24 protein-coding genes are annotated in these 22,878 nt (G+C 49.0%); 18 read left to right on the top strand and 6 right to left on the bottom strand.

Annotation, left to right across the window (positions count from 1 at the left end):
- Window positions 1-136: 136 nt before the first annotated feature.
- The 8 genes from vanR to MYS68_RS11040 all read left to right on the top strand — a co-directional run bounded on the left by vanR (window position 137) and on the right by MYS68_RS11040 (window position 7,678).
- Window positions 137-841 carry a VanR-ABDEGLN family response regulator transcription factor gene (gene vanR / locus MYS68_RS11075; RefSeq protein WP_248925896.1) on the top strand — a complete coding sequence of 235 codons (705 nt, stop codon included), beginning with the start codon at window positions 137-139 and terminating at the stop codon, window positions 839-841.
- Entirely contained in the window at window positions 822-1,952 is a 1,131-nt protein-coding gene (gene vanS / locus MYS68_RS11070) for a vancomycin resistance histidine kinase VanS (RefSeq protein ID WP_248930877.1), read from the top strand. Before vanR ends, vanS begins: the two co-directional genes overlap by 20 nt.
- A 136-nt stretch (window positions 1,953-2,088) precedes the next feature.
- On the top strand, window positions 2,089-3,051 hold the full coding sequence (locus tag MYS68_RS11065) for a D-isomer specific 2-hydroxyacid dehydrogenase family protein (protein WP_248925895.1): 963 nt from the start codon (window positions 2,089-2,091) through the stop codon (window positions 3,049-3,051).
- Window positions 3,052-4,083: a D-alanine--(R)-lactate ligase gene (vanA, locus tag MYS68_RS11060; RefSeq protein WP_248925894.1), complete on the top strand. Its 1,032-nt coding sequence runs from the start codon at window positions 3,052-3,054 to the stop codon at window positions 4,081-4,083.
- 4 nt (window positions 4,084-4,087) lie between these two features.
- Window positions 4,088-4,741 (top strand): D-Ala-D-Ala dipeptidase VanX, encoded by a 654-nt coding sequence (gene vanX, locus MYS68_RS11055; protein WP_248925893.1) that lies wholly within the window; start codon window positions 4,088-4,090, stop codon window positions 4,739-4,741.
- Between the two features lie 16 nt (window positions 4,742-4,757).
- Entirely contained in the window at window positions 4,758-5,447 is a 690-nt protein-coding gene (locus MYS68_RS11050; RefSeq protein WP_248925892.1) for a FadR/GntR family transcriptional regulator, read from the top strand.
- A gap of 42 nt (window positions 5,448-5,489) precedes the next feature.
- Window positions 5,490-6,560, top strand: coding sequence for an undecaprenyldiphospho-muramoylpentapeptide beta-N-acetylglucosaminyltransferase (locus MYS68_RS11045; RefSeq protein WP_248925891.1), 1,071 nt, complete (start codon window positions 5,490-5,492; stop codon window positions 6,558-6,560).
- Between the two features lie 302 nt (window positions 6,561-6,862).
- Complete coding sequence (locus tag MYS68_RS11040; RefSeq protein ID WP_248925890.1) at window positions 6,863-7,678, top strand: DUF2935 domain-containing protein; 816 nt, start codon at window positions 6,863-6,865, stop codon at window positions 7,676-7,678.
- A 262-nt stretch (window positions 7,679-7,940) separates the two neighbouring features.
- On the opposite strand, the gene MYS68_RS11035 is transcribed toward MYS68_RS11040, so the two are convergent.
- The gene (locus MYS68_RS11035) at window positions 7,941-8,387 is read right to left on the bottom strand and encodes a nuclear transport factor 2 family protein (RefSeq protein ID WP_248925889.1); all 447 of its coding nucleotides are present in this window, start codon (window positions 8,385-8,387) and stop codon (window positions 7,941-7,943) included.
- A gap of 677 nt (window positions 8,388-9,064) precedes the next feature.
- Here MYS68_RS11035 and MYS68_RS11030 point away from each other — a divergent pair.
- Together MYS68_RS11030 and MYS68_RS11025 are read left to right on the top strand one after the other, a co-directional pair.
- Entirely contained in the window at window positions 9,065-9,595 is a 531-nt protein-coding gene (locus MYS68_RS11030; RefSeq protein ID WP_248925888.1) for a dihydrofolate reductase family protein, read from the top strand.
- A gap of 564 nt (window positions 9,596-10,159) precedes the next feature.
- Entirely contained in the window at window positions 10,160-10,936 is a 777-nt protein-coding gene (locus tag MYS68_RS11025) for a GNAT family N-acetyltransferase (RefSeq protein ID WP_248925887.1), read from the top strand.
- Between the two features lie 565 nt (window positions 10,937-11,501).
- On the opposite strand, the gene MYS68_RS11015 is transcribed toward MYS68_RS11025, so the two are convergent.
- From MYS68_RS11015 to MYS68_RS10995, 5 genes are all read right to left on the bottom strand, one after another.
- Window positions 11,502-12,473: a TIGR03943 family putative permease subunit gene (locus MYS68_RS11015; RefSeq protein ID WP_248925886.1), complete on the bottom strand. Its 972-nt coding sequence runs from the start codon at window positions 12,471-12,473 to the stop codon at window positions 11,502-11,504.
- Between the two features lie 70 nt (window positions 12,474-12,543).
- Window positions 12,544-13,599, bottom strand: coding sequence for a permease (locus MYS68_RS11010; protein WP_248925885.1), 1,056 nt, complete (start codon window positions 13,597-13,599; stop codon window positions 12,544-12,546).
- Between the two features lie 118 nt (window positions 13,600-13,717).
- Entirely contained in the window at window positions 13,718-14,242 is a 525-nt protein-coding gene (locus MYS68_RS11005; protein WP_248925884.1) for a MogA/MoaB family molybdenum cofactor biosynthesis protein, read from the bottom strand.
- Complete coding sequence (locus MYS68_RS11000) at window positions 14,239-15,231, bottom strand: CobW family GTP-binding protein (protein ID WP_248925883.1); 993 nt, start codon at window positions 15,229-15,231, stop codon at window positions 14,239-14,241. Before MYS68_RS11000 ends, MYS68_RS11005 begins: the two co-directional genes overlap by 4 nt.
- A gap of 92 nt (window positions 15,232-15,323) precedes the next feature.
- The gene (locus MYS68_RS10995; RefSeq protein ID WP_248925882.1) at window positions 15,324-16,337 is read right to left on the bottom strand and encodes a CobW family GTP-binding protein; all 1,014 of its coding nucleotides are present in this window, start codon (window positions 16,335-16,337) and stop codon (window positions 15,324-15,326) included.
- A gap of 177 nt (window positions 16,338-16,514) precedes the next feature.
- On the opposite strand from MYS68_RS10995, the gene MYS68_RS10990 reads away from it, so the two are divergent.
- The 8 genes from MYS68_RS10990 to MYS68_RS10955 all read left to right on the top strand — a co-directional run bounded on the left by MYS68_RS10990 (window position 16,515) and on the right by MYS68_RS10955 (window position 22,630).
- Complete coding sequence (locus MYS68_RS10990; protein ID WP_248925881.1) at window positions 16,515-17,222, top strand: metal ABC transporter ATP-binding protein; 708 nt, start codon at window positions 16,515-16,517, stop codon at window positions 17,220-17,222.
- Window positions 17,168-18,055 carry a metal ABC transporter permease gene (locus MYS68_RS10985; protein WP_248925880.1) on the top strand — a complete coding sequence of 296 codons (888 nt, stop codon included), beginning with the start codon at window positions 17,168-17,170 and terminating at the stop codon, window positions 18,053-18,055. The genes MYS68_RS10990 and MYS68_RS10985 overlap by 55 nt, the downstream gene beginning before the upstream one ends.
- A 22-nt stretch (window positions 18,056-18,077) precedes the next feature.
- Window positions 18,078-19,082 carry a metal ABC transporter substrate-binding protein gene (locus MYS68_RS10980; RefSeq protein WP_248925879.1) on the top strand — a complete coding sequence of 335 codons (1,005 nt, stop codon included), beginning with the start codon at window positions 18,078-18,080 and terminating at the stop codon, window positions 19,080-19,082.
- 109 nt (window positions 19,083-19,191) lie between these two features.
- The gene (locus MYS68_RS10975) at window positions 19,192-20,163 is read left to right on the top strand and encodes a CobW family GTP-binding protein (protein WP_248925878.1); all 972 of its coding nucleotides are present in this window, start codon (window positions 19,192-19,194) and stop codon (window positions 20,161-20,163) included.
- 83 nt (window positions 20,164-20,246) lie between these two features.
- Complete coding sequence (locus tag MYS68_RS10970; RefSeq protein ID WP_248925877.1) at window positions 20,247-20,726, top strand: Fur family transcriptional regulator; 480 nt, start codon at window positions 20,247-20,249, stop codon at window positions 20,724-20,726.
- Between the two features lie 40 nt (window positions 20,727-20,766).
- Window positions 20,767-21,987 carry a GTP-binding protein gene (locus MYS68_RS10965; protein ID WP_248925876.1) on the top strand — a complete coding sequence of 407 codons (1,221 nt, stop codon included), beginning with the start codon at window positions 20,767-20,769 and terminating at the stop codon, window positions 21,985-21,987.
- A 25-nt stretch (window positions 21,988-22,012) separates the two neighbouring features.
- The gene (gene rpmG / locus MYS68_RS10960; protein ID WP_248925875.1) at window positions 22,013-22,162 is read left to right on the top strand and encodes a 50S ribosomal protein L33; all 150 of its coding nucleotides are present in this window, start codon (window positions 22,013-22,015) and stop codon (window positions 22,160-22,162) included.
- 99 nt (window positions 22,163-22,261) lie between these two features.
- Window positions 22,262-22,630, top strand: coding sequence for a (2Fe-2S) ferredoxin domain-containing protein (locus MYS68_RS10955; RefSeq protein WP_248925874.1), 369 nt, complete (start codon window positions 22,262-22,264; stop codon window positions 22,628-22,630).
- The last annotated feature ends 248 nt before the right edge of the window (window positions 22,631-22,878 follow it).

Here is a 22,878-nt window from a genome sequence, read left to right as displayed (position 1 = left end):
CGGCTTTTTCTGTATTATGGGTAAAGCGGCCTTATGAAAATCTTAATAATTTCTCATGCGAAAAATCATAAATAAAGTTACCGAATTTAGTAAAATAGTAGGATGCCAAGGTTTTGTCTGAAAAGGAGCTGAAATCATGTGCGCTAAAGTTCTCATTGTTGACGATGAGCATGAAATAGCGGATTTAGTAGAAGTGTATCTGCGAAATGAAAATTATGAAGTGCTCAAGTTTTATGCCGCAAAGGAAGCTCTTTCCTGCATTGAAACGACGGAGCTTGACCTTGCCATTCTGGACATTATGCTGCCGGATATCAATGGTTTTGCGCTTTGCCAGAAAATACGGGAACGGCATACATATCCCATCATTATGCTGACGGCCAAAGATGAAGAGACGGATAAAATTACGGGGCTCACCTTGGGTGCCGACGACTACATCACAAAACCGTTCCGTCCGCTTGAGATGGTAGCGCGTGTAAAAGCACAGCTGCGGCGCTATAAAAAATACAACACGATGCAGTCTGCGCTTGCTGCCGACCCTGTAATCGTCCATTCCGGTTTGGTTATGAATGTAAACTCGCATGAGTGCCTCCTGAATGAAAAACCGCTCGAGCTGACACCCACCGAGTTTTCCATACTCCGCATATTACTGGAACGAAAGGGCAGCGTGGTAAGTGCCGAGGAACTATTTCGGGAGATTTGGAAGGACGAGTATTACAGCAAAAGCAACAATACGATCACCGTTCATATCCGTCACTTGCGTGAAAAAATGGGCGATACTGTAGAAAACCCAAAGTATATCAAGACCGTATGGGGGGTCGGCTATAAAATTGAAAAGCAATAAGAAGGGCAATTATGCAAGGTTGAAGCAAAAAGCTTTTTTACAGATGCTGCTGATTACGGTTTCCGCTGTCGTTACCGTTTTTTTGTTGCGGGATATTCTACGTGGACAGATTGGAGATCGCATCGTTCAATTTCTGATTGATACTTTTGATCTGGATAATTCCGCTGCACAGCAAATCTATCAGTTAGTATTTCGCAATAACATAGAAATCATTCTGTTTCTTTTGACTTTGGTTTTGCTGGTCATTCATTCCCGGTTCTTTATCTCGTGGTTCACAAAATATTTTGATGAAATCAGCTCCGGCATGGATCGGCTTGTGGAAGATTCGGAGGATAGAATATCCCTCTCCCCGGAGATGGATTTCATGGAAAATCGTCTGAATACCATAAAGGACCAGCTGCAAAGACAGAAAAAGGCTGCTCAGGAAGCGGAGCAGCGCAAAAATGATTTGGTCGTTTATTTGGCCCACGACATCAGGACTCCGCTTACATCGGTTATAGGTTACTTGAGTTTATTGGACGAGGCTCCCGATATGCCCATGGAGAAGAGAGCCAAATATACTCACATTACTCTCGACAAAGCCTATCGCTTGGAGAAACTAATCAACGAGTTTTTTGAAATCACCCGGTACAACTTGCAGCAAATCAAGCTGGAAAAGGAAACGATAGACCTTTACTACATGCTTGTGCAAATGGCAGACGAGTTTTATCCGATCTTATCCGAAAAAGGAAATACCACTGTACTTCACGCAGACGAAAATTTGACGGTGTACGGCGACCCGGTGAAACTGGCGCGGGTCTTCAATAATATTCTGAAAAACGCGGCCGCCTACAGCTACCCCAACACGGAAATCGTTATTTCTGCAGAGGAAATGGAAGGTTCGATAAAGATCGTTTTTCAAAATCAAGGCAATACCATTCCACCGGACAAGCTGGCCGCTATTTTCGAGAAGTTTTATCGCTTGGATGAAGCGCGCACGGCGGGCACCGGCGGTTCCGGGTTAGGGTTGTCCATCGCCAAAGAAATCGTCACCCTGCACGGTGGAACCATTGAGGCTCAAAGCAAAGAGAACATAGTTACCTTTACGGTATCTTTACCTGTTAGACATTAGGAAAAACTCAATCCGATGTTAGGATTTTCTTAGGAATTCATCAACTCCATATTAAAAAACGGCCTGGCCGCTTTTGATAACATGGGTTTATCAAAGCAGACAGGCTTTTTATTTTGCAGAAAGGATGGTTGACCCCGTGGAGAAAAAAGGAATCACGATTTACGGATGTGAAGAGGACGAAGCGGATTTGTTCAGAAGGTATTCACCGCATTATGGTGTTGAACCGACGATCGTCCAATCCGCGGTATCGGCAGAAAACGCCGCGTTGGCATCGGGCAATTGCTGTATAAGCGTTAACCATAAAACGGAAATAGATCTTTCCACTCTTCGCGCCCTCAAAGAGAACGGCATCGCTTACATATCCACAAGAAGCATAGGCTGCAATCACATTGACATGGAAGCGGCTGAACAGCTTGGCATTACTGTTGGCAATGTAGCATATTCGCCGGCCAGCGTAGCGGATTTTACTTTGATGCTGATACTCATGTCCATACGAAATGCAAAGTCGGTTTTATGCAAGGCAGACGTCCATGATTACAAGCTTTGCGCTGTACCGGGACGGGAGCTGCGCGACATGACGGTGGGGGTACTCGGGACAGGGCGTATAGGTCAGGCGGTTATTGATCGGCTAAACGGCTTCGGATGCCGCATACTGGCTTACAACTTGCATCCGCAAGCTAAGGCCGAATATGTGACTCTGAGCGAGCTGCTGCGGCAAAGTGATGTCCTGACGCTCCATATGCCGCTAAATAGCGATACATACCATATACTTGACCGGAAACGAATCGAAAGCATGAAACAAGGGGCCTTTGTTATTAACACCGCACGCGGTTCTCTTATTGACACAGAGGCGCTGGTCGGGGCTCTGGAAGCTGGGAGGCTGGGTGGCGCCGCACTCGATGTCGTTGAAGGTGAAGAAGGTATATTTTATCGCGACTGTACCAACAAGCCGATCCATAATCAACTGCTGCTGCGACTGCAAAAATTGCCGAATGTGATTATTACGCCGCATACCGCTTTTTACACCGATCACGCGCTGCAAGATATCGTGGAGAACTCAATTCAGAACTGCTTGGCATTCGAAAGGGGAAGAAGATAAATGAACAAGCTCAAGATTGCCGTTTTATTCGGAGGCTGTTCGGAAGAACATGACGTCTCCATAAAATCCGCACAGGAGATCGCCAGAAACCTTGACCCGGAGAAATTTGATCCGCTTTACATCGGGATAACCAAAGCCGGCGGATGGAAGCTCTGCGACTATCCCGATGCGAATTGGGAGAGCGGACATTGTATTCCCGCCATGTTGTCGCCGGACAGAAATGTCCGCGGGGTGATTGTGATGGAGCAGGGAGAATATAAGATCATCCGCCTGGATGTTGCCTTTCCTGTTTTGCATGGAAAGATGGGAGAGGATGGCGCCATGCAGGGACTGTTGGAGCTTTCCGGCATTCCCTATGTAGGCTGCGATGTCCAGAGCTCGGCGCTGTGTATGGATAAGTCTTTGACTTATGTGATCGTAAGAAACGCGGGAATCGCTACGCCTGACTATTTGACATTCAACAAAGGTGACGAACCGGACGCGGAGCAATTGGTTTATCCCGTCTTTGTTAAACCAGCCCGTTCCGGATCGTCTTTTGGTGTCAGTAAGGTACGCCATAGGGATGAATTGCCGGAAGCCATCGAAAAAGCAAGGCAATATGATACAAAAATTTTGATTGAGCAAATGATTTCCGGCAGCGAGGTAGGCTGCGCAGTGCTCGGAACCGGTAACGACTTGTTTGTTGGTGAGGTGGATCAAATTCAGTTGTCACATGGCTTCTTCCGAATCCATCAGGAACAAAATCCGGAGAACGGTTCTGAAAACTCTACGATCAAGGTTCCAGCCGATATTTCAGATCAGGATAAGAAACGGATACAAGAAACAGCGAAGCGGATTTATCGGGCTTTGGGCTGCTGCGGGCTTGCTCGCGTGGATATGTTTCTGCAGGAAGACGGGCAAGTCGTGCTCAATGAAGTCAACACGATGCCTGGTTGCACCTCATACAGCCGCTATCCAAGAATGATGGCCGCCGCCGGCTTAACGCTCGCCGATGTGATTGAACGCGTTGTTACTTTAGCGATGGAGGGATAAGCATATGGAAAAAGGATTTGTGTTCCTTGATGAAGTTCTCCCCGGAATTCGTTGGGATGCTAAGTATGCCACATGGGACAATTTCACCGGAAAACCGGTCGACGGTTATGAAGTCAATCGTATAGTCGGTACCCATGCATTGGCTTCCGCGCTGCATGCGGCACAGGAGCAGGCAGCTGATCTTGGGTATGGCTTGCTTCTCTGGGACGGTTACCGTCCGCAACGGGCTGTGGATCGCTTTCTGCAGTGGTCTGAAGAGCCTGAAGATGGGCTTACAAAATCAAAGCATTATCCTAATATCAACCGTACCGATATGATTAAGAAGGGTTACGTAGCGACTCAATCGAGTCATAGCCGTGGCAGTGCAATTGATCTGACGCTTTATCGATTGGATACCGGCGCTCTTGTTCCGATGGGCGGTGATTTTGATCTGATGGATGTTATCTCCCATCACGAAGCTAAGGAAATCGGTGAAGCTGAAGCTAGAAACCGCCGGTTATTGCGTTCTATCATGGAGTCCAGCGGTTTTATCGCATATGAATGTGAATGGTGGCATTACCGATTGAAAACTGAGCCATATCCCCATACTTATTTTGATTTTCCTATAACATGGGACAGTGAAAAGTATTTGCCGATAAATCGTCAAATAGCAAAATAACCCGGCCGGGATTCCTATGAATTTACAGAAGAAAAATTACGAAATCATTACGGACGAGCTTCGGCGCATTATCGAAGCGGGACTGATCAAGCCGGGAGAGAAGCTGGACACAATCGACCGGCTGGCGGCGCAATACCGTGTGGGACGCTCGACGGTGCGCGAGGCGCTCAGCCATCTGAAGGCGCTCGATCTGGTCGAATCCCGGCAGGGTGGAGGCACTTACGTCAAGAAGCCCGGGCTCGAGCCTCCGGCCATGCCGGAATCGCTGCAAAATTCGAACACCGAGCTTTCGCAGGTGCTCCAGGTGCGTAAGATCCTCGAGGTCGGAGCAGCCGAGCTGGCTGCCAAGCACCGGACCGCCGAAGACGTCGAAAACTTAAGCAAAATCATCGGGCAAATGCGCAACGCCGCCAACAGCGAAGAGATCAGCCGGATTTACGATACGAACTTTCATCTCGCCATCGCCAAAGCGACTGGCAACGCGATTCTGGAAACGATGATGATACACATCTCCGAGGCGATGTTCCGCACCATCGAGATCAGCCGCAAGCTTTGGCTCTACAGCGGGAAGGATACGGCCGGTAAGCTGTTTGAGGAGCACAAGAAGCTGTTCGAAGCGATCCGCGACAGAGATCCGAATCTGGCCGCAGCAACGATGGCGAAGCACTTCGCCCAGGTCGAGAACGCTTTGCTGTCGGTAAAATGAAACATTCACTGCAATATTTCCCGTTATTCGAGGTGACATAACATGAAAACCATCGTTTTTACCGGAGGAGGTTCGGCGGGACACGTCACGCCGAACCTCGCGCTGATGAGCAAGCTTCGGCAGTTAGGCTGGGAAGTCCGCTACATCGGTTCAGCCACCGGTATCGAGAAAGACATTATCGAACGCGAAGGCGTTCCTTTTTATCCGATTTCCTCCGGGAAATGGCGCAGATATTTTGATCTCCAAAATTTCAAAGATCCCTTCAGAGTCATTAAAGGCGTTTACGAATCTTATAGATTATTACGTCGTTTGAAGCCCGCCATCGTTTTTTCGAAAGGCGGGTTCGTTTCCGTCCCGGTTGTTCTTGGAAGCCGGATGAACAAGATCCCGGTCATTATCCATGAGTCAGATATGACGCCGGGACTTGCCAACAAAATTTCGATTCCTTTTGCAAAGAAGGTTTGTGTCACGTTTCCGGAATCGATACAGCATGTGCAGGATCAAAAAGCGATTTTAACGGGACTTCCGATTCGTGAGGGAATTTTAAACGGAAAAGCTTCAAAGGGCTATCATTTCTGTGATTTTCATTCCAGGAAGCCTGTTCTTCTGGTCATGGGCGGCAGTCTTGGCTCTCAAGTGATTAACCAGGCCGTCAGGGATAATCTGGACAGGCTGCTGACGCAATTCCAAATTGTACATATTTGTGGAAATGGTAATGTCTCCCTCGAACTTTCCGGCAAGAGAGGGTATAAACAATTCGAATATATTTTTGACGAGCTTCCGGACGTCATGGCGATGTCGGATGTGGTCATTTCCCGGGCGGGAGCCACTTCGATTTATGAATTTCTCTTATTGAAAAAGCCGATGCTTCTCATTCCACTCACGCTGCAGGCGAGTAGAGGCGATCAAATTTTAAATGCTAAATCGTTCCAAAAGGCCGGCTACGCCGATGTGCTTCCGGAAGAAGAGCTAACCCCCGAATCCTTTGCTGAACGTGTTGAAACACTCTATGCGAAGCGAGAAGCCTACAAAGAAGCCATGTTATCCCACAATGAAACGAATGCGGTAGAAACGATTGTCAAGCTGATTGAAACGAATAGCTTAACGTCCTGATTTCGAGAAAGCGGATAGGCGATTGTCACACCTCAAGTGATTGACTCCTTATACGACATGAAAAATCGGTCTGGTCGAATCCCGGCAGGGCAGAGGCACGTACGTCAATTCTCATTTGAACCAATTGAACTGAGCTTTTAGGAAGCCGGGCCGGGTGACAATAACCTTATCTCATTTTTTGCCGCGTAAATCGCGGTGACTGTATAAAATGAAATTAAAAAGTCTGGCTTGTCTATGGGAATAAAGGAAAACATGTATGAAATACATATATATCATGAGCATTTTCAAGGGGAGGGGAGTAAATGTCCAATGATTTTGTCGTTCGCTCGCTAGATGAAATAAAATTCTGGTCGCGTATCATGAAGGAACATTCACTGTTTCTCAAACTGGGTTTTAGATGTGAAGATACTCAGTTGATTAATGAAGCAAATTTTTTTTATTCAACATTTGAAGCAATCGAGAGTAGAGCACATGCCTTTGATGCAGGAACGGACCCGCAGAGCATTCAACGTTTTAATGTGGAAGTCCATACCGCTGTATCCCATATATGGGCATTCAAAAGGAAAGTTCTTGGCTTAATTTTACATTGCCAATTACCGGGGCAAAACAATTTCCCTTTACTGGTGGATCATGTAAGCAGAGAAGCATTTTACTTTCGAAACCGACTTGAGCAGCTCAATACAGGACGGTTAGACGCTTTGCCGGATGCCATCATTAACGAGAATGTGTTCTTTCTAAGAATTATGGCAGACCATGCAAAATTCATTGGTCATCTTCTTGATCCTTCCGAAAGAAAATTAGTAGACCAAGCAAGACAATTTAGCGAGGAATTTGATCAATTATTATTTCAGGCAAGGGATATCGATTCCATGCGACCTCAATCTCAAACTGTTCCATTACTTGACCAATTTTTAGACCAAAACAGAGTCTCGGTAAAATCCTTACGTGATTTCAAGAAAACTGCCCGAGACTTAATCGAGGCTTGTCGAATAAAAAGTATTATCCATCCGTTATTAGCTGACCATGTTTTCCGCGAAGCAGAAAGATTTCTGGTTATCATTGACATGTTCGAAAGCACATTAACCGGAAAGCCTATTCAAAATGTTCAATTTGATTGATAAAGAAGCCAGCAGATCAGATGAGGATTAACATTTGATGAATCGAAGGAGGCGTTCATTCCTCTGACGGAGTTTTACCACGATCAGGTAATTGGATCAGTGAGACTCCGAATGGAACAGTACATTTCTCACCAATGAAGACCCACCCGTTGGCGCGAACCACGGGTGGGTCTTCTAAGTTCAATCGATCGATTAGCGAATATTTGCTGGTGCCGAATCTAACGACGAGGCCCCGCTGCGGGGAGCCTAGAAAATCGACTCTTTACTCATGTGAGTCGACCTGCGCCGAGCCCGAAAGCGGTGTGGTGTCGAGGTATCTGACCTCGTAGACGCGTTCGGCGAACTTCCACCCCTCTTCTGTACGCCGGTAGCGATCATGGTACACGGCATAGTTTAGCCCGCCCCTGCCGTCGAGCAGACGCGCGAGCTCTGAGATGTAGGCGCGGCCTACTGCGGTATCGCCATCGAGCCGGATTGTGCCCGGGTGCGTGGTTTGCACGAAATAGTCCCACTGACTCTGCAGCCGTTTGCTCCCGGCGCGAATCTGCTCCCGGCCGACGAATTCGACGACTTGGGGAATCCGCCACACGCCGTCCTCCGTGAACAGCGACGCGAGGCGGTCGGGGTCGCGCATCATCACCGTGTCGGTGAACTCGCCGCGCAGCGCCTCGATCTCGAAGCGATCAACAATTCTCTGAAATTCACTCATTGGTTTTTCCTCCTCTGTATGTGCGCTCACTACTTTCTCCGCCTTGTGTAAGATTAAAAGATGATACTTCTTCCGCTGGGAAGCGGAACTTGCGCTGCTTCGTCTCCGCCGGGTAAGGGCCGACGGCGATAATTAAAATGGGCTTCAAGTGAGCCGGGGTGCCGAACATCTCGGAAACTGCGGTCGGATCAACCGAAATCCGATTCTGTATTGTTAAAGTCGTTCCAACAAGTATCAGCTCCTGTTCATTTTCACCACAATTTGCATGCCGTCGGCTGACAACAAATCCGAGTGTGTTATCATGTGACTATAAAGTCACTTATGATATCTTTATATTATGTTACCTAATAGTAACATGTCAAGCGGTTAAAATCACTTTTTTAGATCGTCCAAGAAGGAGGTGTTTCAATTGGAAAAAGACACACTTACGGAGTGGGATCACGACGGTGTCCAGTCGGAAAAGATCGGCTGCCGTCGTTGCGAGCAGGATTGATTAATTTGACATCCATCGTTAAACTAAAATTTTATTCGGTCGGGCCAGGACTGTACACATTAGCAATCCATGAGAAACCTGGCATGCTGTTGGATGATAAAATGTAGACATAGAGGAGGCCGCAAATGGAATGTGTAATCCTGACGATGAATGTGCAAGAAAACCAGGGAGGAGAGTCAGTCGCATGGCAAAGATCGTTTTCGCATTGAACCAGTCTCTGGACGGGTTCGTCGACCACACGGCATTTCAGCCCGACCCCGTTCTATTCCGTCATTTCATCGACGACGTGCGCGGCTTGGCGGGCATCCTGTACGGGCGCCACATGTACGAGACCATGCGATATTGGGACGAGGAACATTTTGAATGGGATGCGTCCGAACGGGAATACGCAGCGGCGTGGCAAAGCAAACCGAAGTGGGTGGTGTCGAGGACGTTAAAGTCCGTCGGTCCGAACGCTTCTCTGATCGAGGGCGACCTCGCAGCGGCCATACGTGGGCTGAAGGCTCAGCATGAAGGGGAGATTGAAGTTGCCGGGCCGGAGTTGGCGCACAGTCTAACGGAGCTCGGTCTCGTTGATGAGTACCGACTCTATCTCCATCCAGTCGTGCTTGGTCACGGCAAGCCGTTATTCGCCGGCCCGCGGCCGCCGCTGCGCCTCGTGGCAAGCGATCGAATTGGCGAGCAGGTGATCAGGTTGACCTACGTTCCAGCTTAGCTGTGCGTTTGACCCAGCGGCCTAAAAGGTACGTAACTTTAATAGGGATTCTCCGGTTGTAACGGTAGTCAGAGGATCCCTTATTCTTTGAAATTTGTTCAGTTATGCGATTTATTGGAGTAAACCCGAGAACAAAGCTACCGTACAAACTCCAGCTAAGTGAAATATCGAATTAACGAATCCAACGACATCAACCGGCACTGGGCGTATGAAGACGCTCAGTGCCGGTTCTTTTGTCGATCCGCATGACCGTTCAAGAGGAACGAGAGCAGAGCCACCGTTTTTGTTCTTCACTTTGGATAAAACCACTTACTTCCTGATGGAACGTACAAAAATAATAATGAAAAAGAAAAACGCATATATTTGTGTCGCTATACTTAAATTCTTCATTTCAATAATAATTTTATCTTCGATGTTTGGATAGACGGCGGCTGGCCCCGGAAAAGATCGGCTACCGTCGTTGTGCTATCGGGCAGGTTAATTACAACATATGGTAATATATAGAAAGTGGTAAAAAGTTGAAATCCAGTTTAATAACAAAGATCGGCAAAGGAGCGCTGTAACATGAGCCAATTTGTGAGATCCGACATCCTAGTGGGCCTGGATGTGGAGCGCCGGGCGATGGGCACGCCGTCTGCCAGCGGTGACGTAGTCGTGGAGCGTACCGAGGACGGATCGGAGTGTAGGATCGTGTTCGCCAGTTGTCCTGCGGGGGAGATCGATGAACTGATCCGCCGGGAGCGGGACGCCGCAGTAGCCGGCGGCTATAGTCTGGAGTGGAAGTACTACAGCCACGACACGCCCGTAGACCTGCCCGAGCGGCTCGTCGCCGCCGGATTCGAGGCAGCCGACGAGGAGGAGGTGCTGGTTCTGCCGCTGGACGAGGTATCGCTGGCCACCTTCGGTGACGTCGACAGGTACGATATCAGGATCGTCCGGGACGAGCGCGACCTGGCCGACTACGCTGAGGTGTCCAGCGAGATTGGCAGGCGAAACGTGGAGGAAGAGCGGCGCGCGCTGGCTCTGAAGTTGAAGGAGAGTCTGGACGAGATGAGCATCCACATCGCCTACGTGGACGGCGAGCCCGTCGCCTGTGGGCGAGTATACTTCCGAACCGGCGGGTCATACGCCGAACTGACCGGGGGCCGCACCAAGACCACACACCGGCGGCAAGGCCATTTTACCGCGCTGGTCGCCTCGAGGTTGCAGGAAGCCCGTGACCGCGGTCGGACGCATGCTTTCGTCGACGCGCTGCCGACTTCCGCGCCGATCCTGCGCAAGCAAGGCTTCCAATTCGTGACGCGGACGCGGCCGTTCGTGTTGGAGCAACCGCCGAAGTGAGCGGAACTTTGTTGCGCTAACGGATACAAGAGCTTAATAAACTTAAACAATGAAGCTGCCGCGGAACAATGACGGCAGCTTCATTGATCGGGCAGGATAACGCAGATGGCTTAAGCTGGATGACGACTATTTCAGAAATTAACCACAGAAACAAGCAAAATGAAAAAAAGAGATGTAATTCGCAGAGTGACAAGATTTACTATCGTCGTTCAATTAACGAGGAACGATAGCTTAATAAACCAGACAAAGAAGCTGCCGCGAGAACGACCGGCAGCTTTCTTACGCTCACAAGCAGGATTTTTAACTAAGTGTGATTTTTTACTCGCCAATTAGTGAATATGGTAAAATTATGAAATGGCAATCAACAATCAGAGATGCAAGGAGAAAAAGACATGTCCCCAGAGATTGAAAAGAGGATTGAGAGAATTTCGAATAGTTTGCTTCCGGACTGCCTGAATTCATCACGCCAAATTGATTCAACCGTTCTTAAAGGAACACGCTTCTCGCTTACAGCTGATGTTCCTCCCGCCTTATAGCCGCTGCTGGTATGCTTTAAGATTTCAGTTTATTTCCCGATATCGTCCGGAAACTCAGGGTCAGGGTAGACATAAGGCGTTTTCGGAGCCGGGATTTTTCCAATTTTTGTAGCGTTAAGTTTTATGATTTCCATATCATCACGGGTGGTCGTGGCTAATGTGCCGGATACCTTTACCCACTCATCTTTGGAAAAGTTTTTCCCGAGAGGCGATTCGACGAGTACTCCGAACGGGGCGGCGTCTGCAGAACAGCACTGCATCGCGAACCGGGCGATGACAAATTGATTGGGTTTCATGTCGTCCTCTCGGTAAACAAACCCACTGATTTCAATGGATTTACCAACAAAATTTTTAGGGTACATCGCGAGTGAGGTCAGCGAATCAATAAAGCTCCTTTCCTTGATCTGGATGACGTCTTGCTTGTACAGATACATACCCATTTTGGCATATTCTTGCGTGAACTTATCAGCTTGGAACATCTCTTTCAGCTTATCGTCCTCAGAAACAGGTTTGCTTACCGGATTCGATTTGACGTCTGCATTCGCCGAGCTTTCACGAGAGTCTATTAGAGTGTCGCTTGGAGATGAAGTACTCGTCATCCCTGCAGAAGGAGTCGACGGATTGCCTTGTACTGATGCTATTGTAGCCGTACCGGCCGGTTTACTTGCACTTGGCAGACTGGCCGTTAAATTTATGCCTTTTACATCGATGACGTTACTGTTCATGACGGAATCCGGCAACAGAAAGCCTAAGAGCAAAGGGACTATGAACAAAGAGTAAATGAACACATTCACCGGCAACGATCGGGAGGGGAGGTGTTCGCAACCGCAGCTGTCATGTTCGCGCCGAAATGATTTTACTGCTGCATACAGCTGAAAAACAGCCATGGCAAACAAAGCTAGCGAAGCAAGCTTAACAAAAATCTGCATGCGCGGGGCAATGTAATAGACCAGATTTTCGTTTTTAACTAAAAATACGATGTATACGGATAAACTTGCCATAATCATCGCTCTATATACATAGTGAAAAGCTAAACGCCTTTCTGACAATTTCGAACACCTCTTTACTTCATTAATGGATAAACAAGCTTTCCAGGGCAAAGGCTCCAGCCGGTACCAGGATGACGATAAGTAAAAAAAGAATGACGACAAAACGAGTCTTGAATGCGGACAACAGCATTAAAGTGCTTTTTAAATCGAGCATCGGTCCGAAAACAAGAAAGGTCAGCAAAGATCCTGCCGAAAAAGTGCTCAAAAACGACGTAGCGACGAAGGCGTCGGATGTGGAACAAAGCGACAGTACGTAGGCGAAGCCCATCATGAACAGATGTGAACTTAACATTCCATGACCGATCTGAGTAAGGTCTCCGCGGCTTACGAAAGTTTGGATCGTGGCTGTAATGAACGAGCCGAACATCAAATATTTGCCCATATCAAAAAATTCGGAGCAAGCATGTTCAAACAAGGAGTACCACTTGCTGCTCTGATGATGCTGATGGGAATGATCATGCGTATGATCATGCGTATGATGATGGACGGATTCCCCATGCTCATGGGAATGAACATGATGAAGAGCGGATTTGCTCGTTCTGAACGCATTTTTCTTCACAAAATAATATATAAACAGACCAACGCACGCGGCAACTCCAAAAGCCAATCCCATTCGCATATAGGCCATCTCAGGCCTGGTTCGAAATGCCATGTATGTAGCTGCAAATACAACCGGGTTGATAATAGGGCCGGCTAATATAAACACCGTCCCGATATAAAGGGGCATTCCTTTGGCTATAAGCCGTCTGACGACCGGAATCATGCCGCATTCGCATACCGGAAAAATAACTCCCAGGACGCAAGCGAATAAAATACCGAGTAGGGGATTGCGCGGAGTCAGCTTTTGAATCCACTTCTCGGGTATGAACACTTGCATCAAGGAGGAAACGAGCACTCCAAGAATGATAAAAGGGAGAGCTTCCAGCATGATGCTGATTAACGTCGTTTTAAACGTTTGAAGATGACCGGCATCAGGCAAAGGAATATGTATGGATGTAAATATTTTCGGGTTCGTCGCTATGACGATCATGAAGCTGATAGCTGCAATGAAGAAGAAGTTGATTGCCAAAGCCGGCATAACGTAAAGCCTCCCAAGAAAAACGCTTGTTTTACATGTTAGCAGATAAATCTGAAAGTTACCTTAAAATCTAATAAAAGCTTTCTCCCAAAAAGAAAAAGCAGTATCGCTACTGCTTTCAAGTTACATCTTTATAGATTTCGCGCATAACATGCTTCAATTCCGGAATGATGATTTTCGTTAGCGCCAGCTTAACGGCCCCTGAAGAGCCTGGCATGGAAAAAATCGCCTTATCCCGATATACGCCTGCGACCGCGCGGCTCAGAATGGCGGCAGGTCCGATGTCCTCGGTATAGCTTAGAAAGCGGAATATTTCGCCGAAGCCTTGCAGCTCTTTGTCAAGCACATCGCGAACAGCCTCGTAGGTCGTATCCCGCTTGGCAATACCGGTACCGCCGTTCAGCAGTACGGCTTCCACCTGCGGATCGTCTCCCGCCTGACGAAGGAGCTGCTGGATGCCGGCGTAATCGTCTTTGACGATATGGCGGCCGACTATAACGTATCCCTCAGCTTCAAGGAGTTCGCGCATCAGTTGACCGCTTTTATCCGTTTCCAGCGTCCTCGTATCCGAGACGGTAACAATCAAGCAGCGAACGGTGGGCGGTGCTTCCTTACGGTGCTGTTCGATAGAGGATGCGATCATACGGCGACGCAGGCGGCGAACTGTTCCTTAAACCAGGCTTCATCCAAATTGCGGCCAATGACAACGAACTCGCTGCGCCGAGCTTCCTCCGGTTTCCACTCCCGATCCGCCGTTGAGTCGAACAGCATATGTATGCCTTGGAAAACGACCCGCTGTTTCACGCCTTTAATGTTCAAAACCCCTTTATAACGGAACGTATCAACACCGTGCTCGGAGAGCCAAACGCCCAAAAATCTCTCCAGCTTGTTCAGATCGAGAGGGCGTTCTTCCTGTAAAACAATGGACGCTACATCATCGTCATGGTCGTGGTCCTCTTCTTCAAGGAAGCCGGGCTCAAGCTCAAGCTTTTGCTGCAAATCGAAAGCGTTGATGCCGAGCACCTTGTTTATGTCTATGTTCGAACGCTCCGTACGGTATATTTTGGCTGTCGGATTCATGGACCGTAAACGGCTTTCGAGCTGCTTCAGCTCATCTTCGGAAGCAAGGTCGACTTTGTTCAGCAGCATGACGTCGGCGAAAGCCACTTGCTCTTGGGCTTCATGGCCTTCATCCAGATGCTGGCCGGCATGGCGGGCGTCGACGACCGTAACGATAGCATCAAGACGGTAAAACTCCGCCATTTCCTCATCGACAAAAAACGTTTGTGCCACCGGCGCCGGATCGGCAAGACCTGTCGTTTCGATCAAAACGCGGTCAAAATCCGCTTTGCGATCGCCGATTCCGCGTTTCGCATCCATCAGTTCTCCCAAAATACGGATCAAGTCGCCCCTTACTGTGCAGCAAATGCAGCCGTTGTTCATTTCAAAAATCTCTTCGTCCGCGCCGACAACGAGCTGGTTGTCGATGCCAACCTCACCGAATTCATTGACGATGACGGCGATTTTTTGACCATGCTCGGCCGTAAGCACGTGATTGAGCAGAGTCGTTTTCCCTGCGCCGAGAAACCCGGTCAGAACAGTGACAGGTATGCGTGGATCAGACGTAGTCATTGAATATCGCTCCTTTAATAGTAATAATTACTAATAATGAGTATATCGTTGTCGGACTGGCATGTCAAATGGGGATCGTGAATGGATGCGCGTCATTGTTCCCACAACCTCAACCAGTTGTCCTTCAGCTTCTCGGTATCCATATCGATGCCGATGACGACCAGGTAAGGCTGGCCGAAATAGGCGGCAGGCTGCCAATTTGCTTTTTTCCCCGCATATTGCATTAGATGCGTATCCGTATTCGGCTGCAGATGAAAATATCCTTTTGCTCTAAGTATGCGATCCTCGGATTTCTTCAGAAAAAGATCGATCCGCTTTGGATCTGTCGACCGGTCGGCAGGGCAGGGGAGAGTAACGGTTTGCAGACGGGAGTGGGAACGTTCATGGTTCTTGTGCTGTTGGTGATCATCATGATTGTGAGGAGCGGAATGAACGGTTTTCAGCGCCTTGAACGTGACTTTCGGAGCTGCAGGCCCGGTGACGGCCGGCTCGATTCCGTGCAACAGTGCTTGCAGATCGATGTCGTTTTGTACGGTAAAATGCATTGGGGCAGCTGAGTTATATTTGCGGATGCTGCTGCCGACCTTCATGAGATGATGTTTGGAAACGAGATCGCATTTATTGACGAGCAGCAGGTCGGCTACCTCGATCTGCCTTCTGAGCGTCCGGACGAGCTCCCGGTCTGCGGCAAAAATGCTGTTGTAGTCCAGCACATATTCCGCATCGATGACCGTGATGACCATTTTCAGCTTCGTTCGGTCCATCAGCTGCGGTTCGGCAAGACAATCGGCTACTTCCTCCGGATTGGCCACGCCGGTCAACTCGACGAAAACGACGTCCGGGTTATTTTGCAGAAGCAATTCCATGCTGCTCGCGACTTCGCTTTTTTTGTCGCAGCAAATACAGCCGTCGAGCAACTTTTCCAGAGAGAGTCCCGGCATATGTTCGGAAATAAGATGACCGTCAATATCCATACGTCCCAGCTCGTTCATCAGAACGGCAGCTCGAAGGTTCTTCCGCTTGGCCCGATCGAGCAATCGAAGAAGAAGTGTCGTTTTGCCGCTGCCCAGAAAGCCGCTTAAAATAAAAACGGGGATTCCGCTCATATGGATTCTCCTTTTCTCAATATATAGATGGCTTGACACTGCCCTATTATATTAGGTCATATTCGTAATGATTACAAATAAAATTTTGGATAAAAGTAATTTTTACTATTTACAAATCGTAATGATTACTATAACATAAGGTTTGTCATTTTTACTCCGAAAGAAGGGAAGAACCGTATGATTGTAGCGTCTATGGAGGATGTGATGTTCGGCTACTCCGACACGCCTTGTCTGGAAGATGTGAACATACATATTTTGTCCGGAGAGTTTGTAGCGATTACCGGGCCGAATGGCGCGGCCAAAACGACCATGCTGAAGCTGCTGCTCGGGCTGCTTAAGCCATGGCAGGGAAACATCAGGCTACACGGCAAGGGAATGGAAGGCAAGAGGCCCGTTATCGGATATGTGCCTCAGCAAATTGCCGCTTTCAACAGCGGTTTTCCCAGCAAGGTCATGGAGTTTGTGCTTTCCGGACGCCATACTGCCGGATCATGGTTTCGCAGAATGAACAAGATGGACTACGAATGGACGGAAACCGCTTTGCGGCAGGTAGGGATGTGGGAGCTTCGACACCGTAAAATCGGAGAGCTGTCCGGTGGGCAGAAGCAGCGGATTTGCATTGCCCGGGCACTTGCCGGACAGCCGGATTTACTTGTGCTTGACGAGCCGACAACAGGCATGGATCTCGAAAGCCGTACCGGCTTTTATCAATTGATGTCGCATCTGGTGAAAGACAAGGGTATGACGGTGCTTATGGTAACGCACGGCTTGGAGGAAGTGCGCCCGTTTCTTAACCGCATCATCCATTTGGAGCGAAAGGAGCATGGCGGATGGAAATGCTGCACTACGACTTCATGCAGCGGGCATTTTGTGCCGGTGGAATAGTCGCACTCATCGCATCCGTGCTGGGAGTGTACTTGATGCTGAGGCGTCAGGCTCTAATGGCCGATACGCTTTCTCACGTGTCGCTGGCCGGCGTCGCGCTTGGCGCCATCTTGAAATGGAATCCGTCCGTGACGGGATTCCTGGTTGCCGCACTCGGCGGCGTCGCCATTGAGGTGGCCAGGCGATCGTTCCGCGCTTACAGCGAGATGTCGATTGCCATTATCATGATCGGCGGATTGTCGACAGCCGTTGTGCTGATGAGTCTTAACCAAAGCATTAACAAGGGATTCACCGCTTATTTGTTCGGATCCGTTGTTGCCGTAAGCTCGGAGCAGCTTTGGATGATGCTCGGTGTGGCTTTACTGACGGCTGTTTATTTTTTCTTTCTTCGCCGGCCTTTGTACCAAATGATCTTCGATGAAGATACGGCGGTCACAAGCGGACTTCCCGTGAAGTGGATCTCGCTGTCATTCAGCGTGCTGACGGGAATGATTGTCGCTGCCGCCATGCCGGTCGTCGGCGTTCTGCTTGTGTCGGCGCTTATTATTTTGCCGGCGGCGCTGGCGATCCGCATTGCTCCCAGCTTTTCCGCGGCGATTCTCATCGCGATGGTCGTAGGCGTTACCGGGGTCATTTCGGGTATAGCCGTATCGTACAAGATAAGCACACCGCCCGGCGGCTCGATTGCGCTTATCTTATTATCGTTTCTCATTGCCGGACTTACGCTGAAAAAAGCGACGATCCGGATTCTCAAAGCAAGAAGCAAAAAGCAGGAAGACCAAGTGAAAGAAACCGTTTTTCAAGCGGAAGCCCTAAGCTTGCGCAATAAATAAAACAATTGTTCAGGAGGTTCTTATGAAGTCATTCATTCAAAATGCCATTGTTTTCGCTGCAGTATCCAGCCTGGTGCTCGGGGGTTGCAGCAGCTCGTCTCCCGCGAATTCTGCAAGTCCGGGTGGAGATACGAAATCCGCCGGAGCAAACGCGGAAAAGCGGTTAAAAGTGGTGACCACATTTTATCCGATGTATGAGTTCAGCAAGCAGGTAGCAGGGCAGCATGCAGATGTAATCGGGCTGATTCCCGCCGGAGCGGAGCCGCACGATTGGGAGCCGACAGCTAAAGACATGGCACAAATTCAGGAAGCAAGCGTATTTGTGTATAACGGAGCCGGCGTTGAGAATTGGGTGGATAGCGCGTTAAAGAGCATCAATAAAGATAAAGTCACTGTGGTAGAAGCAAGCAAAGGCATTGAGCTGATGGAAGGCATTGCGGAGGAAGAGGAAGAAGGACACGATCATAAAGAGGACAAAAAAGACGCGAAGGAACCGGAAAAAGTGATGGATCCTCACGTATGGCTTGATCCGGTGCTTGCGCAAAAAGAAGTGCAGTCGATTGAGGCGGCTTTGGAGAAGGCGGATCCGGCTCACAAAGACGACTACAAGAAAAATGCCGACGCATATATTGCCAAGCTGCAGGAGCTTGACAAGTCTTTTAAAGAGGGTCTCGCCAATGTCAAGCGCAAGGAATTTGTGACGCAGCATGCGGCATTCGCTTACCTATCCAAGAGATACGGTCTGACCCAGGTACCTATCGCCGGGCTGTCTCCGGAGGAAGAGCCTGCAGCCGCCAAAATGGCGGAAATTGTGAAATTCGCTAAAGACCATCAAGTCAAAACGATCTTCTTTGAAACGCTGGTCGATCCGAAGGTCGCTCAAACGGTCGCCAAGGAAATCGGAGCGAAATCATCCGTGTTGAACCCTATCGAAGGTCTCACTGACGATGACAAAAAGAATAATCTGGACTACATCGGCATCATGAAGCAAAATTTGAACGCCTTAAAGACGGCGCTTAACGAATAGTTCGGGCAGCGGAATGCCAGGGAATAGTTATACAGAGGCTGATTCTCTGGTCTTTCCCATACCGGCTTAAAAGGTCACGATTCGATGGCAGCAAGGAGGGGATTATTTTTTGGAAACTATACCGGTATATGTCCTCTCGGGATTTTTGGGGAGCGGTAAAACAACCTTACTGACGGGCATGTTGGACTATCTGAAACGACGAGGGGCTCGTCCTGCCGTGATTATGAACGAGATCGGCGACGTAAATCTGGATGGTACTCTTGTCGATGACGACGTACCGATGGCGGAATTGCTCAGCGGCTGCATTTGCTGCTCCATTCGCGAAGATTTGAGCACGTCATTGCTTGAAATCTACCATAAGGATAAACCGGATGTCATGATTATAGAATCGACCGGCGTTGCCAATCCGCTCGAGCTGCTCGAGGGGATTACGAATGCATCGCTGATCGTTGGTATCGAGCTGCGCCTTGTCGTCACGGTAGTCTCTTCCCCGCATTTTCTAGAGCTTTCTCAAGGGGAGAGAGGCAAGACGCTGCGGCTGATGGAAGAACAAATTCGCTGTGCCGATCTGCTTCTGCTGAATAAAACGGATTTGCTTACCTTGGAGCATATCCGGGAGGTGAAAGATCGCCTCCACATATTGAATCCGCAGACAACGGCTGTAGAAACGATTCGGTGTCAAGTGAACATGGAGAAGTTGTTCGAATTGGACGGCAAAGGCGCGGATACCGGCCCTAAGAAAGCCGACGGACATTCGCATGAACCACATGGCGGGCATCATCATCATACCCATAATCATGTGATGGCCTATACGCATTTTTTTCAGGAAGCGGTCGATCAAGTGAAGTTTGAGAAACTGATCAGCAGGCTGCCGAAAGAGGTTTATCGGGCGAAAGGGATCGTGCAGTTCACCGATAGTAAGGACCTTTATTTGTTCCAGTATGCGTATCGGGAGCTGGAGATTGTCAAAATAACTCCGCAGCAAACCGTACAGCTGGTCGCCGTATTCATTGGGGAGCACATCGATAAGGAGCAGCTGCGTCTGGCGGTTGAGCAAATAACAGCATCCTCAGTAAAATAAACTGAACTTACCTTCGGCATCGTCTTTATTCGTAATAGTTACACATAACCAAGATGATGTGCGAACAGCGAGGAGGATTACTTATGCCGGAAACTTCGCCTGCCTCCAATCGGAAAAACCGGAGAGCTTTGCAAGCTGCAGACCTGGAGCGACTGAATGCGATGATTCACCGCCTGACAGCATACGGGGCGCGTATTACCAAGCAGCGTAAACAGACGTTGCTGTTTTTTCTTGAGGCTCCCGGTTTTGTTTCCGCGATGGATGTTTATTACGATCTGGCCAAAATTTATCCGGGTATCAGTTATGATACCGTTTATCGGAACATTCGATTGTTCAAGGAGCTCGGCTTCATTGAACAATTCGTTTACGACGATTGCGTGAAGTTCAAAATGAGCTGTATCCATGCACAGCAAGAGCACTATCATCTGATTTGCGTACGCTGCGAGAAAATCATATCCATGCATTTCGAACCGACCCAGCTGACGGCACAGCTGCCGGATCATTTTAAACCGATGCAATATAGATTCGATGTGTACGGACATTGTTCTTCTTGCAACGAGTAGTTTGCATATTATTCATTCCAACTCAGAAGGAGTTAATCCAATGAACGAACATAAAATCCCTGTTACCGTCCTTAGCGGGTATCTGGGGGCCGGGAAAACGACGATCTTAAACCATGTACTGAACAATCGCGAAGGGCTTAAGGTTGCGGTGATTGTCAACGATTTGAGCGAGGTCAATATCGACGCCGATCTGGTCAAGGCAGGAGGCGGGTTGTCGCGGACGGAAGAGAAGCTGGTGGAAATGTCCAATGGCTGCATTTGCTGTACACTGCGTGAGGATCTGCTGCGTGAAGTAGAGCAGTTGGCGAAGGATGGCCGCTTCGACTATATCCTGATCGAATCGACGGGGATCGGCGAGCCGCTTCCGGTCGCCCAGACCTTTACGTATATCGATGAAGAACACGGCATTGATCTGTCGAAGATCTGCCGATTGGATTGTATGGTCACCGTCGTCGATGCCTATCGCTTCTGGCACGACTTTTCTTCCGGCGAAACGCTACTGGAAAGGCAGCAGGCGGCCGGAGAGGACGATACGCGCGATGTCGTGGATCTCTTGATCAGCCAAATCGAATTTTGCGACGTGCTGCTGCTGAATAAATGCGATATGGTGAGCCCGGAAGAGCTGGAGCAACTGGAGCAGGTCTTGCGCAAGCTGCAGCCCAGAGCCAAGCTTATTCGTACAACCTACGGCAAAGTGGATCCGAAGTCCATCTTGAATACCGGATTGTTTGATTTCGACGAAGCAAGTACGTCCGCCGGTTGGATGCAAGAGCTGGAGAAGGAGCACCATACGCCGGAGACGGAGGAATATGGCATCTCTTCCTTCGTGTATGAGCGCCGGCGACCGTTTCACCCGGAACGGTTAACGGAGTGGATGGTGGAGTGGCCCGAAGAGGTCGTTCGGGCCAAAGGGATGATTTGGCTCGCTTCGCGCAATGATCTCGCGCAAAGTCTGGGGCAGGCCGGTCCTTCCATCCAATTTGGCCCGGCCGGATATTGGGTTGCCGCGCTTCCGGAGGCCGAGAAGGAAGCTGTGCTCGCCGAGGAGCCCGAGCTCAAGGAGGAGTGGGATCCGGTATACGGAGACCGTATCACGAAGTTTGTTTTAATCGGGATCGATTTGAATAAAGAGGAACTCATCGCAGGGTTGGATCAATGCCTGTTAACTGACGAAGAGATGCAGATGGACTGGAGTCAGTTTGCCGATGAGCTTCCAGGCTCTTCGATCGAACAGCTGGAGATGGTTTTGTCCAATTCATAGAAACTATTCGAAGGGAGGGAACAACATGCGCGTCATTGTAACGCTGGCTTGCACGGAAACGGGCGACCGCAACTATACAACGTCGAAAAATAAAAAGACGCATCCGGGCCGATTGGAAATGATGAAATATTGCCCGCGGCTTAAAAAACGCACACTTCATCGTGAAACGAGATAATGACAAGAGCCGGGCTGTTTTAGTCCGGCTTTTTCAGGTAAGAGCGGACAATTGACGTATACGGTGATTATTAATTTTACGGTGGAAGGAGCCTGACTTGTGACGACATGGAACCTTGCGGGAACGCGGCATCATGTGTTTATGTGCAATGGCAGCTCGTGCATGAGGCAGGGAGCGGAAGAGGTGACGCGTGCAATTCGCGAAGAGATTGCTGTGCGTGGGGCAGATGGTCTCATTCATACGACACGGACGTTATGTCAAGGCCGCTGCGAGGATGCATGTGTCGTTACGGTGTATCCCGAAGGGTCTTGGTTTAAGCAGACTACGCCCGAGCTGGCCCGAAGGCTGGTCAACGAGCATTTGCTGCAAGGAGAGCTGATGTCGGAGCACTTGAGTTTTATATACACGGATGCCTTCATGCCGACAGGCAGGTCTGTCACCGGTATTGCAAAAGGGTATGGAAAGTAAGTAATCGAAATCGATTTCAGGGTTGCAGGACGTTAGGAAGCAGACAGCGCGGCGAAATTGTATTTCCAGAAATATTTTCCTAATCTGGTTGACAATGAAATTTGCCGCGTTGTATACTCTCAAATGATAGTAAATATTACGAATAAAGGAGTGGGTTGATGTACTGAATGAAGCAGCCGGTCAGAAAAAACAGTCAAGTCGATTTCAGGAATAGAATTCATTATCGGGATATTGGAGGTAGGTCCAAA

Origin of the sequence: Paenibacillus hamazuiensis (assembly GCF_023276405.1) — a bacterium.
Classification (GTDB): domain Bacteria; phylum Bacillota; class Bacilli; order Paenibacillales; family NBRC-103111; genus Paenibacillus_AF; species Paenibacillus_AF hamazuiensis.
The sequence above is the reverse complement of the archived record's forward strand: the minus strand, read 5'-3'. Positions and strand labels throughout refer to the sequence as shown.

Coding starts and splice junctions, on each gene's coding strand:
- MYS68_RS10965 (WP_248925876.1), top strand. CDS start 20,767: ATGAACGAACATAAAATCCCTGTTACCGTCCTTAGCGGGTATCTGGGG.
- MYS68_RS11040 (WP_248925890.1), top strand. CDS start 6,863: ATGTCCAATGATTTTGTCGTTCGCTCGCTAGATGAAATAAAATTCTGG.
- MYS68_RS10990 (WP_248925881.1), top strand. CDS start 16,515: ATGATTGTAGCGTCTATGGAGGATGTGATGTTCGGCTACTCCGACACG.
- MYS68_RS11035 (WP_248925889.1), bottom strand. CDS start 8,387: ATGAGTGAATTTCAGAGAATTGTTGATCGCTTCGAGATCGAGGCGCTG.
- rpmG (WP_248925875.1), top strand. CDS start 22,013: ATGCGCGTCATTGTAACGCTGGCTTGCACGGAAACGGGCGACCGCAAC.
- vanA (WP_248925894.1), top strand. CDS start 3,052: ATGAACAAGCTCAAGATTGCCGTTTTATTCGGAGGCTGTTCGGAAGAA.
- MYS68_RS11010 (WP_248925885.1), bottom strand. CDS start 13,599: ATGCCGGCTTTGGCAATCAACTTCTTCTTCATTGCAGCTATCAGCTTC.
- MYS68_RS10985 (WP_248925880.1), top strand. CDS start 17,168: ATGGAAATGCTGCACTACGACTTCATGCAGCGGGCATTTTGTGCCGGT.
- MYS68_RS10995 (WP_248925882.1), bottom strand. CDS start 16,337: ATGAGCGGAATCCCCGTTTTTATTTTAAGCGGCTTTCTGGGCAGCGGC.
- MYS68_RS11050 (WP_248925892.1), top strand. CDS start 4,758: ATGAATTTACAGAAGAAAAATTACGAAATCATTACGGACGAGCTTCGG.
- MYS68_RS10980 (WP_248925879.1), top strand. CDS start 18,078: ATGAAGTCATTCATTCAAAATGCCATTGTTTTCGCTGCAGTATCCAGC.
- MYS68_RS11045 (WP_248925891.1), top strand. CDS start 5,490: ATGAAAACCATCGTTTTTACCGGAGGAGGTTCGGCGGGACACGTCACG.
- MYS68_RS11005 (WP_248925884.1), bottom strand. CDS start 14,242: ATGATCGCATCCTCTATCGAACAGCACCGTAAGGAAGCACCGCCCACC.
- MYS68_RS11030 (WP_248925888.1), top strand. CDS start 9,065: ATGGCAAAGATCGTTTTCGCATTGAACCAGTCTCTGGACGGGTTCGTC.
- MYS68_RS11000 (WP_248925883.1), bottom strand. CDS start 15,231: ATGACTACGTCTGATCCACGCATACCTGTCACTGTTCTGACCGGGTTT.
- MYS68_RS11015 (WP_248925886.1), bottom strand. CDS start 12,473: ATGGCAAGTTTATCCGTATACATCGTATTTTTAGTTAAAAACGAAAAT.
- MYS68_RS11025 (WP_248925887.1), top strand. CDS start 10,160: ATGAGCCAATTTGTGAGATCCGACATCCTAGTGGGCCTGGATGTGGAG.
- MYS68_RS10970 (WP_248925877.1), top strand. CDS start 20,247: ATGCCGGAAACTTCGCCTGCCTCCAATCGGAAAAACCGGAGAGCTTTG.
- vanX (WP_248925893.1), top strand. CDS start 4,088: ATGGAAAAAGGATTTGTGTTCCTTGATGAAGTTCTCCCCGGAATTCGT.
- vanR (WP_248925896.1), top strand. CDS start 137: ATGTGCGCTAAAGTTCTCATTGTTGACGATGAGCATGAAATAGCGGAT.